This window comes from Streptomyces sp. NPDC059037, assembly GCF_042740015.1.
Taxonomy (GTDB): domain Bacteria; phylum Actinomycetota; class Actinomycetes; order Streptomycetales; family Streptomycetaceae; genus Streptomyces.
In genome coordinates, this window is sequence record NZ_JBHYIG010000255.1 from 1 (window position 1) to 14,401 (window position 14,401).

13 protein-coding genes and 1 pseudogene are annotated in these 14,401 nt (G+C 70.5%); 6 read left to right on the top strand and 8 right to left on the bottom strand.

What is annotated here, in order from left to right:
* Positions 1-140: 140 nt before the first annotated feature.
* Together ACFWY6_RS35895 and mshA are read right to left on the bottom strand one after the other, a co-directional pair.
* On the bottom strand, positions 141-632 hold the full coding sequence (locus tag ACFWY6_RS35895; RefSeq protein WP_266865030.1) for a YbjN domain-containing protein: 492 nt from the start codon (positions 630-632) through the stop codon (positions 141-143).
* Complete coding sequence (gene mshA, locus ACFWY6_RS35900; protein WP_384699656.1) at positions 625-1,971, bottom strand: D-inositol-3-phosphate glycosyltransferase; 1,347 nt, start codon at positions 1,969-1,971, stop codon at positions 625-627. The genes ACFWY6_RS35895 and mshA overlap by 8 nt, the downstream gene beginning before the upstream one ends.
* 163 nt (positions 1,972-2,134) lie before the next feature.
* Here mshA and ACFWY6_RS35905 point away from each other — a divergent pair, with 163 nt between their 5' ends.
* The 3 genes from ACFWY6_RS35905 (at position 2,135) to ACFWY6_RS35915 (ending at position 5,851) form a co-directional block, all read left to right on the top strand.
* Positions 2,135-2,932 (top strand): class I SAM-dependent methyltransferase, encoded by a 798-nt coding sequence (locus tag ACFWY6_RS35905; RefSeq protein WP_384699658.1) that lies wholly within the window; start codon positions 2,135-2,137, stop codon positions 2,930-2,932.
* Positions 2,933-3,190: 258 nt separating this feature from the next.
* Positions 3,191-4,216: an NlpC/P60 family protein gene (locus ACFWY6_RS35910; RefSeq protein WP_384699676.1), complete on the top strand. Its 1,026-nt coding sequence runs from the start codon at positions 3,191-3,193 to the stop codon at positions 4,214-4,216.
* A 219-nt stretch (positions 4,217-4,435) separates the two neighbouring features.
* On the top strand, positions 4,436-5,851 hold the full coding sequence (locus tag ACFWY6_RS35915) for a PP2C family protein-serine/threonine phosphatase (RefSeq protein WP_384699660.1): 1,416 nt from the start codon (positions 4,436-4,438) through the stop codon (positions 5,849-5,851).
* An 18-nt stretch (positions 5,852-5,869) separates the two neighbouring features.
* Here ACFWY6_RS35915 and ACFWY6_RS35920 read toward each other — a convergent pair whose 3' ends face one another.
* From ACFWY6_RS35920 to ACFWY6_RS35930, 3 genes are all read right to left on the bottom strand, one after another.
* The gene (locus tag ACFWY6_RS35920; RefSeq protein WP_384699678.1) at positions 5,870-6,205 is read right to left on the bottom strand and encodes a DUF2516 family protein; all 336 of its coding nucleotides are present in this window, start codon (positions 6,203-6,205) and stop codon (positions 5,870-5,872) included.
* Between the two features lie 176 nt (positions 6,206-6,381).
* On the bottom strand, positions 6,382-6,957 hold the full coding sequence (locus ACFWY6_RS35925; RefSeq protein WP_384699662.1) for a hypothetical protein: 576 nt from the start codon (positions 6,955-6,957) through the stop codon (positions 6,382-6,384).
* A 24-nt stretch (positions 6,958-6,981) separates the two neighbouring features.
* Complete coding sequence (locus ACFWY6_RS35930; protein WP_384699664.1) at positions 6,982-7,461, bottom strand: helix-turn-helix domain-containing protein; 480 nt, start codon at positions 7,459-7,461, stop codon at positions 6,982-6,984.
* A 214-nt stretch (positions 7,462-7,675) separates the two neighbouring features.
* Between ACFWY6_RS35930 and ACFWY6_RS35935 the strand changes: the two genes are divergently transcribed.
* The gene (locus tag ACFWY6_RS35935; protein ID WP_384699666.1) at positions 7,676-10,072 is read left to right on the top strand and encodes an ATP-binding cassette domain-containing protein; all 2,397 of its coding nucleotides are present in this window, start codon (positions 7,676-7,678) and stop codon (positions 10,070-10,072) included.
* On the opposite strand, the gene ACFWY6_RS35940 is transcribed toward ACFWY6_RS35935, so the two are convergent.
* The 3 genes from ACFWY6_RS35940 to ACFWY6_RS35950 all read right to left on the bottom strand — a co-directional run bounded on the left by ACFWY6_RS35940 (position 10,057) and on the right by ACFWY6_RS35950 (position 12,832).
* The gene (locus tag ACFWY6_RS35940; RefSeq protein ID WP_384699668.1) at positions 10,057-11,079 is read right to left on the bottom strand and encodes a GlxA family transcriptional regulator; all 1,023 of its coding nucleotides are present in this window, start codon (positions 11,077-11,079) and stop codon (positions 10,057-10,059) included. The genes ACFWY6_RS35935 and ACFWY6_RS35940 overlap by 16 nt on opposite strands.
* Positions 11,080-11,152: 73 nt before the next feature.
* Positions 11,153-12,157: a MerR family transcriptional regulator gene (locus ACFWY6_RS35945; protein WP_384699670.1), complete on the bottom strand. Its 1,005-nt coding sequence runs from the start codon at positions 12,155-12,157 to the stop codon at positions 11,153-11,155.
* 3 nt (positions 12,158-12,160) lie between these two features.
* Positions 12,161-12,832: a HEAT repeat domain-containing protein gene (locus ACFWY6_RS35950; protein WP_384699672.1), complete on the bottom strand. Its 672-nt coding sequence runs from the start codon at positions 12,830-12,832 to the stop codon at positions 12,161-12,163.
* A 167-nt stretch (positions 12,833-12,999) separates the two neighbouring features.
* Between ACFWY6_RS35950 and ACFWY6_RS35955 the strand changes: the two genes are divergently transcribed.
* Both ACFWY6_RS35955 and ACFWY6_RS35960 read left to right on the top strand, forming a co-directional pair.
* Positions 13,000-13,947 carry an NAD(P)-dependent oxidoreductase gene (locus ACFWY6_RS35955; protein ID WP_384699674.1) on the top strand — a complete coding sequence of 316 codons (948 nt, stop codon included), beginning with the start codon at positions 13,000-13,002 and terminating at the stop codon, positions 13,945-13,947.
* 125 nt (positions 13,948-14,072) lie between these two features.
* Positions 14,073-14,401: pseudogene (locus ACFWY6_RS35960) on the top strand (penicillin-binding protein 2); the annotation flags it as partial.

Below are 14,401 nucleotides of genomic sequence, written 5' to 3' on the forward strand. Positions count from 1 at the left end.
GGACGGGTGTCAAGGGTGGCCCGAAGGGTCATCGGCGCAGCCGACGCGCAGCGCAGCGGAGCGCCCTTTACACCCGGCCCGGAACCGCCAACCTCGGGACAACCGGGCGGCCCCGGCGCCAATGAACCGCCGGGAACCCACTACTCCTGGGTCAGGTGAGTGAACGCGTCCAGGTTTCGGGTGGGCTCGCCCCGCGACACCCGCCACGCGTACTCCTTGCGGATCGCCGTGGCGAAGCCCAGTTCCAGGAGTGTGTTGAAGGGGCCGTCCGCGTTCTCCAGGACCGAGCCGAGGAGGCGGTCCAGTTCCTCGGGGGTCACCGCCGACAGTGGCAGCTTGCCGGTGAGGTAGATGTCGCCCAGGGAGTCGATCGCGTAACTCACGCCGTACAAGCGCAGGTTCCGCTCCAGGAGCCAGCGGTGGACCGCCGCGTCGTTCTCGTCGGGGTGGCGTACCACGAACGCCATCAGCGTCAGCGCGTGCTTGCCCAGCTTGAGCGAGAGCGTCGTGGAGAGTTTGCGGGTGCCGGGGAGCTTCACCACGTAGGAGCCTGGCTCCGGGTTCTCCCACTCCAGCTCGGCGTCGTTCAGCGTCTGCTCGATGATCGCCGGTGCGTCAGCCTGATCAGCCATGATGCGAGCGTACGCGACGCCGGTGCTCATGCATCGCCGCCGTGTAGACGTCCGCCGTGGCGGACGCCGCCGTGTCCCAGCCGAAGGATTCCGCGTGCAGCGCGGCCGCCGCGCCCATGCGGTCCACCAGGTGGGGGTTCTCGGCGAAATCGCGGAGTACGCGCGCGTAGTGGGCCGGCTCGTGGCCGGAGATCAGGAAGCCCGTCGTCTCGTCGCGGACCGCGACCGGCAGGCCGCCCACCGACGCCGCAAGCACCGGCGTGCCCGCCGCCTGCGCCTCTATGGCGACCAGGCCGAAGGACTCGCTGTAGGAGGGCATGACCAGGACGGATGCCGCGCGGAACCAGTCCGCCAGTTGCTCCTGGCCGACGGGGGGCTGAAAGCGGACCACGTCCGCGATACCCAGCTTCGCCGCCAGCTTCTGGAGGCCCTCCGGCTTGGCGAGGCCGCTGCCGCTGGGGCCGCCCACCACGGGTACGACGATGTTCGAGCGCAGCTCGGGGCGCTGGTCCAGGAGGACCGCGACCGCGCGGAGCAGCACGTCCGGCGCCTTGAGCGGCTGGATGCGGCCCGCGAAGAGAGGGACCAAGGCGTCCTGTGGGAGGCCCAGGCGGTGGCGGGCCGCCGCGCGGCCGTCCGCGGGGCGGAAGCGGTCCAGGTTCACGCCGGGGTGAACGACTGCGACCTTGCCCGCGTCCGCCCCGTAGTGGCGTACGAGTTCGTCGGCCTCTTCCGAGGTGTTGGCGATCAGGCGGTCCGCCGCTCGCACGATCTGTGTCTCGCCGATGACGCGGGCGGCGGGCTCGGGTGTGTCGCCGACAGCCAGCGCGGCGTTCTTGACCTTTGCCATGGTGTGCATGGCGTGCACCAGCGGCACGCCCCAGCGTTCGGCGGCCAGCCAGCCGACGTGGCCGCTCAGCCAGTAGTGGGAGTGGACCAGGTCGTAGTAGCCGGGGCGGTTGCCGGCCCACGCCTGCATCACGCCGTGCGTGAAGGCACAGAGCTGGGCGGGCAGCTCCTCCTTCGCCAGGCCCTCGTAGGGGCCCGCGTCCACGTGCCGGACCAGGACGCCGGGAGCGAGCTCGACGGCGGGCGGCAGCGCGCCCGTGGTCGAGCGCGTGAAGATCTCGACCTCCACGTTGATCGCGGCCAGGCGCTTGGCCAGCTCGACGATGTAGACGTTCATGCCGCCCGCGTCGCCCGTGCCGGGCTGGTGCAGCGGTGAGGTGTGCACGCTCAGCATCGCCACGCGGCGCGGGCGGCGGTGCGTACCGGGGAGCCGGAGTCTGCCGGGCGCTGCCGGAGAGAGGCGACCGAGCCTGGACACGTACTGGGTCACGTGGCGGTCCTCCTTGCGCGCGCGGGCATGGCTTGCGGGAGGGCCCGCAAAAGCCCTCCAGGGGGAGAACATCGGAAGAGTCGCCTCCATTTCCTCTTTGCCAAATCATTACTGGGTCGGGCTCAACCGTTGTCGGCGATCGCGGGCGCATACCCTTCTCCTCATGGCCTCCCGCACCCCTTCCCGCCCCGTGGGAACGGTGACCCGCGGGACCACCAACCCCAACCGGCTGCGCCGCATGGACCGCTGGATCGCCGCCACGCACGGCGCCGAGCTGCGGCGCGCGGCCGACCCCGTGGCCGTCGACCTCGGCTACGGGGCCGCGCCCTGGACCGCCGTCGAGCTGCTGGTGCGGCTGCGCACCGCCGCGCCCCACGTGCGCGTGGTCGGCGTCGAGATCGATCCCGCACGGGTCGCGGCCGCGAAGCCGTACGAGAGGGAGGGGCTCTCGTTCCGGCACGGTGGCTTCGAGGTGCCGCTGCCCGGCAGGCCCGCGCTGATCCGGGCCGCCAATGTCCTGCGGCAGTACGACGAGGAACAGGTCACCGCCGTGTGGGAGCGGCTGTGCGCGCGGCTCGCGCCCGGTGGGCTGTTGGTGGAGGGGACCTGCGACGAGATCGGGCGGCGGCACGTCTGGGTCGCGCTCGGCCCCGAAGGCCCGCGCACGGTGACCTTCGCTACCCGCCTAGGCTCGCTCGACCGGCCGTCCGACCTCGCCGAGCGGCTCCCGAAGGCGCTGATCCACCGGAACGTGCCGGGCGAGCCCGTACACGCGTTCCTGCGCGACTTCGACCGGGCCTGGGCGGCAGCGGCCCCGTACGCCTCGTACGGGGCGCGGCAGCGGTGGATCAGGACGGTGCGCGAGCTGGCCGCGGACTGGCCGGTGGCCGACCGGCCCTCGCGCTGGCGGCAGGGTGAAGTCACCGTGCGGTGGGAGGCGTTGGCGCCCCGTCAGGCGTGAACCGCGCCCCGTCAGGCGTGAGCCAAGCCCCCGTCAGGCGTGAACCGCGCCCCGCGAGGAGCAGATCACCCGGCCTGACCTGCGGGGAACGATCTTCCAGTGCCGTTCGTCACATGAGACGGGCAGCGGGGTGGGAGTTGCCTACGTGCTCTGTCGTATTGCGCGCGGACATGGCACCATCCCCGGGGCGACCACAAGTTACTGACGGTAAATCAGTTTTGGGGGAGGCGGGACGTGACCGGCAAGCGGAGTTCGACGATGGCTGGCATGGCGCTGATCTGCGCGGTGACGGTGCTGACGACACCCGGCACGGCCTTCGCGAGTCCGGCGAAGCCAACGCCCGGCAAGGCCAAGTCCCTTGAGGACGTACGCAAGGAGATCGACCGCCTCTACCACGAAGCGGGCGTCGCCACGGATGCGTACAACGCGGCCGAGGAGAAGTCGAAGAAGCAGTCCCAGCAGATCGTGCGGCTCGCCCGCTCCATCACCAAGGGCCAGCAGAAGCTCGACAAGCTCAAGTCCCGCGCGGGCGCCGCCGCCCGCGCCCAGTACCGCAGCGGCGGGATGCCCTCCGAGGCCCAGTTGATGCTCAGCGACGACCCGCAGGAGTTCCTGGACGGCGCGGGGCGGATGCGGCAGGGCGAGAAGGCCACCAAGGGCATGCTGACCGAGATGGGCCGGACGCAGGAGGACCTGCGGATCTACGCCAAGGACGCCACCGCCCAGTGGAAGAAGCTGGAAGCCAACCGCAAGGCGAAGGCCGCATCGAAGAAGAAGATCAAGAAGAAGATCGAGGCCGCCGAGGAGATGGAGTCCAAGCTCGAGAAGAAGGAGCGCGAGCGGCTCCGGAAGCTCGAGGAGGAGGCCGCCCTCAAGAAGCAGTCGGCGTGGGTGAGTTCGGGCGTCCTGAAGGACATCAAGGGCAAGGCGACAGGACAGGGCAAGAAGGCCGTCGAGTTCGCCACCGCGCAGATCGGCAAGCCGTACGTGTGGGGCGCCGAGGGCCCGTCCTCGTACGACTGCTCGGGGCTCACCTCACAGGCCTGGGCAGCGGCGGGACGCGGCATTCCGCGTACGTCGCAGGAGCAGTGGAAGCAACTGTCGCGCATCGACATCAAGAACATGCGCCCCGGCGACCTGATCATTTATCACCAGGACGCCAGTCATGTCGGGATGTACCTGGGCGACGGCGCGATCGTGCACGCACCGCGCCCCGGACGCGATGTCACCGTCGCCGGAGCGGGATCGATGAAGATCCTCGGGGTCGTCAGGCCCGACAAGTAGCCCGGCCGCCGGCAAGAAGCGCCCGGCAAGTGACCGTCCCTGTGCGGTGAGTCAGTTGCGCGGCCCTTCTGTGCCGTACGTCATGTGACCCACCGCACCCCCACGTTCCGTACTCAACCCCTCCGGCGTGATGTTCGTCATCCCCGGTGGGAGCCGTCGTGCCCAATTGCGGCCCTACATGCGGCATATGACGGTGGCTGTTTGCCGCTCGGCATTCCAATGGAGCCGTGGCTAACGCTATGGTCCCCGTCGGTGGTGCGGCGACCGTCGCCCCACCATGCCCTCGGGGGGAGGGAAGGAACAAAACCGATGCCCGTACCCATACCGCGGCAGAGAGCGATCCCGGCCGCGGAAGGCGGTCAGGCTCACACTCTGCCGGCGCCCGTACCCACGTCCCCGGACGTGGCCGCACACCACCGCCCGACGGAGCAGACAGGCGGCACCGGACTCAGCCTGCTGGTGATCGAGGACGACCCGGCAGGGTCACTCGGCGTCCCCGCGCTGCTCGACTCCGCGGGCAAGCCCATCCGCATCCGCACCGCCCGCAACCTCACCGAGGCCGAGCGGCTGCTCACCGACGACGTGCACTGCATCCTGCTCGACCTCGCCCTGACGGGCGCCGGCGCCCCCGGTGCCGGTGCCGGTGCCTCCGAGGCCGACGAGGACGAGCTCGCCATGCTCAAGCACGTGCTGCGCCTCGCGCCCCGGCACGCCGTCCTCGCGCTCACCGCGAACGGCGACGCCGAGCGCGGCGCCGAGGCGGTGCGCGTCGGCGCCCAGGACTATCTCTTCCGCGACGAGCTGGACGAGCGGCTGCTCAGCCGCGCCATCCGGTACGCCGTGGAGCGCAAGCGCGCCGACGCCGCCCAGCGCCAGCTGACGGAGTCGCGGCTTCGGGCCCAGGAGAACGCCCGTCTGGAGCGCGGCCTGCTGCCCACGCCGCTGCTCGACGGCTCACCGCTGCGGTTCGCGGCCCGCTACCGCCCCGGGCGCTCGCGGGCGCTGCTCGGCGGCGACTTCTACGACACGGTGCGCACCCCCGACGGCTCGGTGCACGTCATGATCGGCGACGTCTGCGGCCACGGCCCCGACGAGGCCGCGCTCGGCGTCGAGCTGCGCATCGCCTGGCGGACCCTGACCTTCGCGGGCCTGTGCGGCGACGAGCTGCTCTCCACCCTGCAGAAGGTCCTTGAGCACGAGCGCGCCGACGACGAGATCTTCGCGACGCTCTGCACCGTCGACATCGCCCCTGACGGCCGCCGGGCCGGACTCTGCCTGGCAGGACACCCGTCCCCGCTGATCGCCCGCGACGGGCGTCTCGCGGAGCTGCTTCCGTACGAGAACAGCGGCCCCGCGCTCGGCCTGCTGCCGAACGCCCGCTGGCCGCGCCGCCAGGTGGAGCTCGGCGGCAGGTGGAGCCTGATGCTCTACACGGACGGCCTGATCGAGGGCCGCATCGGCCAGGGCAAGGAGCGCCTCGGCCAGGAGGGCATGGTGGAGATGGTCCGCCGCAAGATTGCGGCGGGGCTGCGGGGCGACGAGCTCCTGGAGGCCGCGGTCAACGAGGTCCGCGACCTCAACGGCGGCGACCTGACGGACGACGTGGCGGTGCTGCTCCTGGACCGCGATCGCTAGCCTGCGATCGCCCGAGGGCTACCGGCCGCCGTTGTACGGCCCGTACGGCCCGTCACTGCTGGAGCCGCGGCGGCCACCGCCGCCTCCGCCGGTGATCTGCCGCAGGGCGGGCCGCACGTCGACCATGTAGACGATGGTCGCGATGAGCCCGATGATCGGCAGGAACGACAGGATGTTGAAGATCAGGTTCACGATGAAGGCGAGCCCGAGGATGATCAGCCAGAACGGCTTGGTCTTCTTGTCCGCCGCGCGGTAGGCGTCCTCACGCCGGACGGCCGCGTCGATGAGCGCGAAGCCGCTGAAGACGATCAGGGCCAACGACAGCAGCCACATGAAGTTCGCGAAGCCCTGCATCAGCACAACGTCCACCACCAGTCCCGGCTCGTGAGGCCTTCGAAAGTCTTGAGTACGCGAACCTTGAGTACGCGAGTCTTGAGTACGCGGACACCGTACCCGCTACCCGGAGAACGGGCCGGGCACTCCGAGAGTGCCCGACCCGCTCCTACGGCAGCAACAGCCGCGACACGCGCCTACTTGGCGGGCGACGTGGCCTTCTTGGCCGTCGTCTTCTTCGCCGTGGTCTTCTTCGCCACCGGCTTCTTCGCCGGGGCGGAGGCGGCGGCCTGCGATGCGGCGGGCTTCGGCTCCGAAGCGTCCGGCTCGACGGCCTCGGCCAGCTCCGAGATCTCCTCGGCGGCCTCGCCGCGCCAGGTCTTCACGGCCTGCTCACCGTGCTCGGCGACCTCCTCGTACTTCTCCCGCGCCTTGACCGCGTACTCGGCGGCCACGCCGACCGAGCGCAGCGCCAGGTCCTGAGCGCTCTCGCCGAGCTTCTTCAGGTCGGTGTCGAGGGTGCCGATGAACTCGGTGACCTTGGCCTGGATCGTCTCCTGCGCCTCCTTGGCGCGGGTGGCGGCCTTGTCCTGGACGGCCTTGGTGTCGGTGTTGCGCACGGCGTCGAACCGGGCAGGCGCCTCGGCGATCAGCTGCTCGATCAGGCCCGGCACCTTCTTCGCCTGCTGGTACGCCAGGTCCGCGGTGCCCGCGGCGAAGTAGGCGGGGGTGGGGTCGCTGAGGGTCTTGTACAGGTCGTCCTTGATGGCCATGGGGATGGTCCTCCCGGAATCGCGTCAGCTTGAGGGGTGGTCCTTGGGGCTGGCATCACTGCCGTCGGCCGTGCGGGGGCCGTCAGCGGTGGCGTCCACTTCATCTGAGAACGAGGAGCCGTCCACGTACGACACATCGTCCGCGTACGACGAGACCTCGAAGCCGTTCTCCTTGCGGAACGACTCGTAGATCTGCAACAGCACTTGCTTCTGCCGCTCGTTGATGGACGGGTCGGCGAGGATGACGGCGCGCGTCTCCAGCTCGTCCCGCTCCTTCTCGTCGAGGATCCCGGCCCGGACGTACAGCGTCTCGGCGGAGATCCGCAGCGCCTTGGCCACCTGTTGCAGGACTTCGGCACTCGGCTTGCGCAGGCCGCGCTCGATCTGACTCAGATACGGATTGGACACCCCGGCGGCGTCGGCGAGCTGCCGCAGCGAGAGCTGCGCGTTGCGCCGCTGCTCACGCAGATACTCACCGAGATTGCCGACGTTGAGTGATGCCATACGCCGATAGTGCCCCGCCCTTGCTAACTATTGCAAGCACATGCTTGCAAAAGTGTGCCAGGCCACGTCGGGCTCCGGAGAGGAGCCGGAGAGAGCCGCGGAGATCGGCAGCCGGGCAGATCAGGATTCGAGAAGCGCGGGCCCCCGGGCGCCGCATACCGTGAGGCAGGCGACGGAGACCGCGCAGGCGGCCCGCACGACGGATGGAGACGCGATGAGTACGGCCAAGAGGAAGAGCACGCAGCCGCCCGCGCCGCACGCCGCCGACAGCCACGACATGATCCGCGTGCACGGCGCCCGGGTGAACAACCTGAAGGACGTCAGCATCGAGATCCCGAAGCGGCGCCTCACGGTGTTCACGGGGGTCTCAGGATCGGGCAAGAGCTCGCTGGTGTTCAACACCATCGCCGCCGAGTCGCAGCGGATGATCAACGAGACCTACAGCGCCTTCCTGCAGGGCTTCATGCCGACCCTGGCGCGGCCCGAGGTCGACGTGCTCGACGGACTGACCACCGCGATCACCGTCGACCAGCAGCGGATGGGCGCCGACCCGCGCTCCACCGTCGGCACCGCCACCGACGCCAACGCGATGCTGCGGATCCTCTTCAGCAGGCTCGGCAAGCCGCACATCGGCCCGCCCAGCGCGTACTCCTTCAACACCGCTTCGGTCCGGGCGAGCGGCGGCATCACCGTCGAGCGCGGCGCCGCCAAGACCAAGACCGTGAAGGCGACCTTCAACCGCACCGGCGGCATGTGTACGCGCTGCGAGGGCCGGGGCGCGGTCTCCGACATCGACCTCACGCAGCTCTACGACGACTCGAAGTCGCTCTCCGAGGGCGCGTTCACCATCCCCGGCTGGAAGTCGGACAGCCAGTGGACCGTGCAGGTCTACGCCCAGTCCGGCCTGGTCGACCCGGACAAGCCGATCCGGAAGTACACCAAGAAGGAACTGCGGGACTTCCTCTACGGGGAGCCCATGAAGGTCAAGGTCAACGGCGTCAACCTCACCTACGAGGGGCTGATCCCCAAGATCCAGAAGTCGTTCCTGTCCAAGGACAAGGAGGCGATGCAGCCGCACATCCGGGCGTTCGTGGAGCGGGCCGTCACCTTCACCGTCTGCCCCGAGTGCGACGGGACGCGGCTCAGCGAGGGGGCCAGGTCCTCGAAGATCAAGCGGGTCAGCATCGCCGACGCCTGCGCGATGGAGATCCGGGATCTGGCCGAGTGGGTACGGGGCCTGAAAGAGCCTTCAGTCGCGCCGCTGCTCACCGCGTTGCAGCACACCCTCGACTCGTTCGTGCAGATCGGCCTCGGCTATCTCGCGCTCGACCGGCCCGCGGGCACGCTGTCGGGCGGCGAGGCGCAGCGCGTCAAGATGATCCGCCACCTCGGCTCGTCGCTCACCGATGTCACGTACGTCTTCGACGAGCCCACCATCGGCCTGCACCCCCATGACATCCAGCGCATGAACGACCTGCTGCTCCAGCTGCGCGACAAGGGCAACACGGTGCTCGTCGTGGAGCACAAGCCGGAGGCGATCGCCATCGCCGACCATGTCGTGGACCTCGGGCCCGGCGCGGGCACGGCGGGCGGCACCGTCTGCTTCGAGGGCGGCATCGACGGGCTGCGGGCCAGCGACACCGTCACGGGGCGCCATCTCGACGACCGGGCCAAGCTCAAGGAGACGGTGCGCGAGTCCACCGGCACGCTGGAGATCCGCGACGCCACCCGCAACAACCTTCAGGGCGTGGACGTCGACGTGCCGCTCGGGGTGCTGTGCGTCGTCACCGGCGTCGCCGGATCCGGCAAGAGCTCGCTCATCCACGGCTCGGTCCCCACCGAGGCGGGCGTGGTGTCGGTCGACCAGGCGCCGATCAAGGGATCGCGGCGCAGCAACCCGGCGACGTACACCGGACTGCTCGAACCGATCCGCAAGGCGTTCGCCAAGGCCAACGGCGTGAAGCCGGCGCTGTTCAGCGCCAACTCCGAGGGCGCCTGCCCCACCTGCAACGGCGCCGGCGTCATCTACACCGACCTCGGCATGATGGCGGGCGTCGAGAGCACCTGCGAGGACTGCGAAGGGAAGCGGTTCCAGGCCGAGGTGCTCACGTACACCTTCGGCGGCAAGGACATCAGCGAGGTGCTCGCGATGTCGGTGGCCGAGGCCGAGGAGTTCTTCGGCTCCGGCGATGCGCACACCCCGGCCGCGCACAAGATCCTCGACCGGCTCGCCGACGTCGGGCTCGGCTATCTCAGCCTCGGCCAGCCGCTCACCACGCTGTCCGGCGGCGAACGGCAGCGGCTCAAGCTGGCCACCCACATGGGTGACAAGGGCGGTGTCTACGTCCTCGACGAGCCGACCACGGGCCTGCACCTCGCCGATGTCGAGCAGCTGCTCGGCCTGCTCGACCGGCTTGTGGAGGCCGGCAAGTCGGTCATCGTCATCGAGCACCACCAGGCGGTCATGGCGCACGCCGACTGGATCATCGACCTCGGGCCCGGCGCGGGCCACGACGGCGGCAAGATCGTCTTCGAGGGGACGCCCGCCGAGCTGGTCGCCGACCGCTCCACGCTCACGGGCGAGCACCTCGCGGCCTACGTCGGCGCCTGAGCGGGGCCCGCTGTCACACGGGGGGCTGTCACACGGGGGAAGGCCCGCCGGTAGTCCCCCGGTGACACGCCCACCTGCTTGAGGAAGTGGTGGCGGAGGTTGTTCGCCGTGCCCAGGCCGCTCAGTACGCCGATGCGCTCGATCGGCAGGTCCGTCGACTCCAGGAGGCTCTGGGCGCGCGCGAGGCGCTGGTTGAGCAGCCACTGGAGCGGGGTCGTGCCGGTGGCCGCCTGGAGGCGGCGGTACAGCGTGCGCGGGCTCATGGCCGCGTGCCGGGCCAGGTCGTCGACGGTCAGCGGGCGGTCGAGGCGGGCGCGGGCCCATTCGAGTACGGGCGCAAGGCCCTCGTCGTCCGTCGCGGGCACCGAGAGGTCGATGAACTGGGCCTGGCCGCCCGGCCGGTGGGCGGGCACGACCATCCGCCGGGCGAGCTGGTTGGCGACGTGCGCACCCAGGTCGCGGCGGACCAGGTGCAGGCACAGGTCGAGGCCCGCGCTCACTCCGGCGCTGGTGAGAATGGAACCGTCGTCCACGTAGAGCACGGAGTCGTCGACGTCCACCTTCGGGTAGCGCTCGGCCAGTTGGGCCGTGTGCATCCAGTGCGCGGTGGCCCTGCGGCCGTCGAGCAGGCCCGCCTCGGCGAGCGCGAAGGCGCCGGTGCACAGGGAGACCATCCGGGCGCCCGCCTCGTACGCACGGCGCAGGGCGGGGGCGAGGCCCGGCGGCAGCGGTGCGCCGTCGTCGACACAGGCGTCCGGGACCGACGTCACGATGACCGTGTCCGCGCCGGCCAGGTCGTCGAGTCCGTACGGCGTACGCAGCGAAAGGCCGGTGTCTCCGGCGCCCCCACCCTCGTACGCGCTGCACAGCCGGAAGTCGTACCAGTGGTCCGACAGATCCGGCTGGGGCTTGCCGAACACCGTGCAGGGGATGCTCAGTTCGTACAGATCCCAGGACGGGATCGCTATCTCCTCGGTCACGACCAACGCGACGGAACCAGCGCTCATGCGGCGAGGGTAGGACGCGGGTCTGACATCGCGCGGGTCTGACATCGCGCGGCCCTCGCGCGGCCCGGAACCGTCACGGTGCCTCGCGCAGCCGGAGAAGGTACGTCGCGGTCAGTGCGACGGCGCGGTCCCCGTCCTGCGACAGCTCCACCAGGGCATCTGACGCCCTCCTCCCCGGGATGCCCGCAAGCGCCTGGGTCAGCCGTCCGCGTGCGGGCGCTTCCGTGGTGTCGTGGGCGAGGCGGTCGACGAGCCCGGCCGCGATCTCGTCCGCCGCCGCGGTGTCGCTCGCAAGGACGCTCAGCGCATCGGCCGCATCGGTGTCGTTCCGTCCCGCCACGATCATGTCGATGAGCGTGGGGACCGCATCGGCCACCCCACGCGTCCCGAGCGCCAGAGCCGCATACCCGCGGACCACCGCGTCGGGGTGCGCGAGGGCATCCCGCAGCCGCGCGGCAGCCTCCTTACCGGGCAGCTCGGCGAGGCACTGGACGGCCCGTTCGCGCACCGCGGCCACCGGTGAGCCGAGGCCGTCCGCCAGCAGTGCCGGGCCGCCGTCGCCCGATCGCGCGAGGGCCCATCGAAGGGCCCCGGCGACGTTCGGGTCCGTCTCGCTCAGTGCCGCCTCGACCAGGGCCTCCACCGGCACCGGCACCTCGTCGGCCGAGGAGAGGGCCGCCCGCTGGCGTGCGTCGGCGCTCTTGGACCCCAGTGCCTGAAGGAGCGCGACGATCTGGAGGACGTCCTCCCATCCTGCGGGGTCCGCGGCATCGATCCGGCGCAGCCGCGTGAGCAACTCGGTCTCGGCCGCGATGCGTTCGCGCGTCTGACGGATGAGGTCGTCGACGAGCGCCGACGGCGTGCGGCCGGGATCGTCGAGCGCGCGCCCGATCTCCCGCAGCGAAAGACCCAGCGACCGCAGGCTCTCGACGTGGAAGATCCGGCGGATGTCCGCGCCGGAGTACTCCCGGTATCCGGAGCCCGTACGCCCCGAGGGCCGCACCAGACCGAGCGACTCGTAATGCCGGAGCATGCGGGCACTGACCCCGGACCGCCGCGCCACCTCACCGATCAACACGCCTTATCGTCCCTCCTGGCCTGACCCGCCGAGGGCCACGACGCGCTTCGCCTCCTCGATCGCGAACTCGAACCCGGCGTCCGGGTCGCGCAGCAGCCGCTCCGTGGCGAGCGCGTGCGTGCGCGTACGCGGGTCGGGGGCCTCCGTCGCGGCACGCAGCGCCGGCCCGATCACCGCACCCAGCGCGACCAGGGCCCGGCTGAGGCTCAGCTGCGTCTCCCGCTCACCGCGCCCGAGCTGCGTCGCGAGGACCTCGGCCAGCGCCGGCTCATCGCCCTCCGGCACGAGTACGACCGCGGCCCGCCAGGCGCTGCGCGCCACCTCGTCATCGGCGTCGGAAAGCAGCGCCCGCGTGATCGCAGGCCACGCCCGCCGGTCCCCGATCTTGGACAGCGTATGCAGCGCCTGGCTCCGTGCCTGCGCACGCTGCGAGCGGACTTCACGGAGCAGCCGCGGAAGCGTCATGGACACCGGGTGGCGGGTGAGCGCCCAGGTCAGCATGTCGCGGACGAAGAACTCGGGCTCGATCGCGCTGCGCTCGACGAGCTTGTCGACGAAGCGCGGGTCAGGCGCCGTACCGACCGCCAGAGCGGCCCGCAGACGCACGGACGAACGGTCGTCCGCCAGCCCTCGGAGCGCTCGCGTCACATCGGTGTCCTGTGTCGTGATCGTCATCGAGACCATCACCTCCTTGGCGAGCAGTGAAGGCCTTGTCCCCGTGTCAAGGTCAAAGAGGCCGCTGTGCACGGGGGTGGGGGTGGCAGTGGGGGTGGCGGGAATTTGGTGGTCCGCGTCATCCCTGTCACTGTCCCGTGGCGGCGCGCGCTGCGAGCGTGGTCCGCATGAGCACAGAGATCAACGCCACGCACACAGAGATCACCGCCACGGGCACAGAGAGCACCGACCGCCCGCAGAAGACCCCCGTCACCGTCATCGGCCTCGGCAACATGGGCGCGGCGCTGGCCGCCACCCTCCTGGACGCCGGCCACCCCACCACCGTCTGGAACCGCTCCCCCGGCAAGGCCGACGCCCTCGTCGGCCGGGGCGCGAAGCTCGCCGCGACGCCCGAAGAGGCCGTCGCCGCCGGTCAGTTGATCGTCGCCTGCGTACTGGACCACGACGCGCTGCACGCCGTCCTCGACCCGGTCGCCGCCGCCGACGGGCTCGCGGGCAGGGCCCTGGTCAACCTCACGTCCGGCTCCCCCGAGCAGGCCGTTGAGGCAGCCGCGTGGGCGGATTCCCTTGGCCTCGGCTATCTCGACGGGGCGATCATGACCACGCCGCCGGGGGTCGGCAGCCCGGAGATGATGTTCCTGTACAGCGGTTCGGGTGACGTCTTCGCAGCGCACCGCCCGGCGCTCGCCGCCCTCGGCGACCCGCTGTACCTGGGCGAGGAGCCGGGCCGCGCCTCCCTGTACGACGTCGCGCTGCTCGGCCTGATGTGGGCCGCGTTCACCGGCTGGCTGCACGGCACGGCGCTGCTCGGCGCGGACACCAAGGCCACGGATTTCACCCCCGTCGCCATCCGCTGGCTCTCGCATGCCGTCGCCGGTTTCCTCGCCACGTACGCGCCCCAGGTGGACGCCGGGCACTATCCGGGCGACGACGCCACCGTCGACGTACAGATCGCGACGATCGACCACCTCATCCACACGGCGGCCGACCGCGGACTCGACAACGCGCTGCCCGAACTCCTCAAGGCCACCATGGAACGGGCGAGCGCCGCGGGGCACGGCTCCGACAGCTACGCGAGCGTGATCGAGGTGCTTCGGGGGGCGCCTGTCGTGTGACTGTTCGGAAACAACGGCGGAAAGAGCCGCGGCCGTGCACATGATGGACCCATGCACATGTACGGAACCCATGCACATGATGGACCAGCGTCATGTCTTGGTGTCACGGGTCTTGGGGGGACCGCATGAACAAGCCGCTGCGTCACATAGCCCTTTTCTGTGGCGTGCTGACGCTCGCCCTGCTGCTGCGCGCGACGTGGATCCAGTTCGCCGAGAGCGACAAGCTCTCGACCCACGAGAAGAACCGCCGCGTCCAGATCGAGGCCTTCTCGCACCCGCGGGGCGACATCATCGTCGGCGGGAAGCCGATCACCGGGTCCAAGGAAGTCAGCGGGACGGACTTCAAGTACCAGCGGGTATTCAAGGAAGGCCCCATGTACGCCCCGATCACCGGCTACTTCTCGCAGGCCCAGGGCTCGACGTTCCTGGAGGGCGTGCACAACGGCGTCCTCAG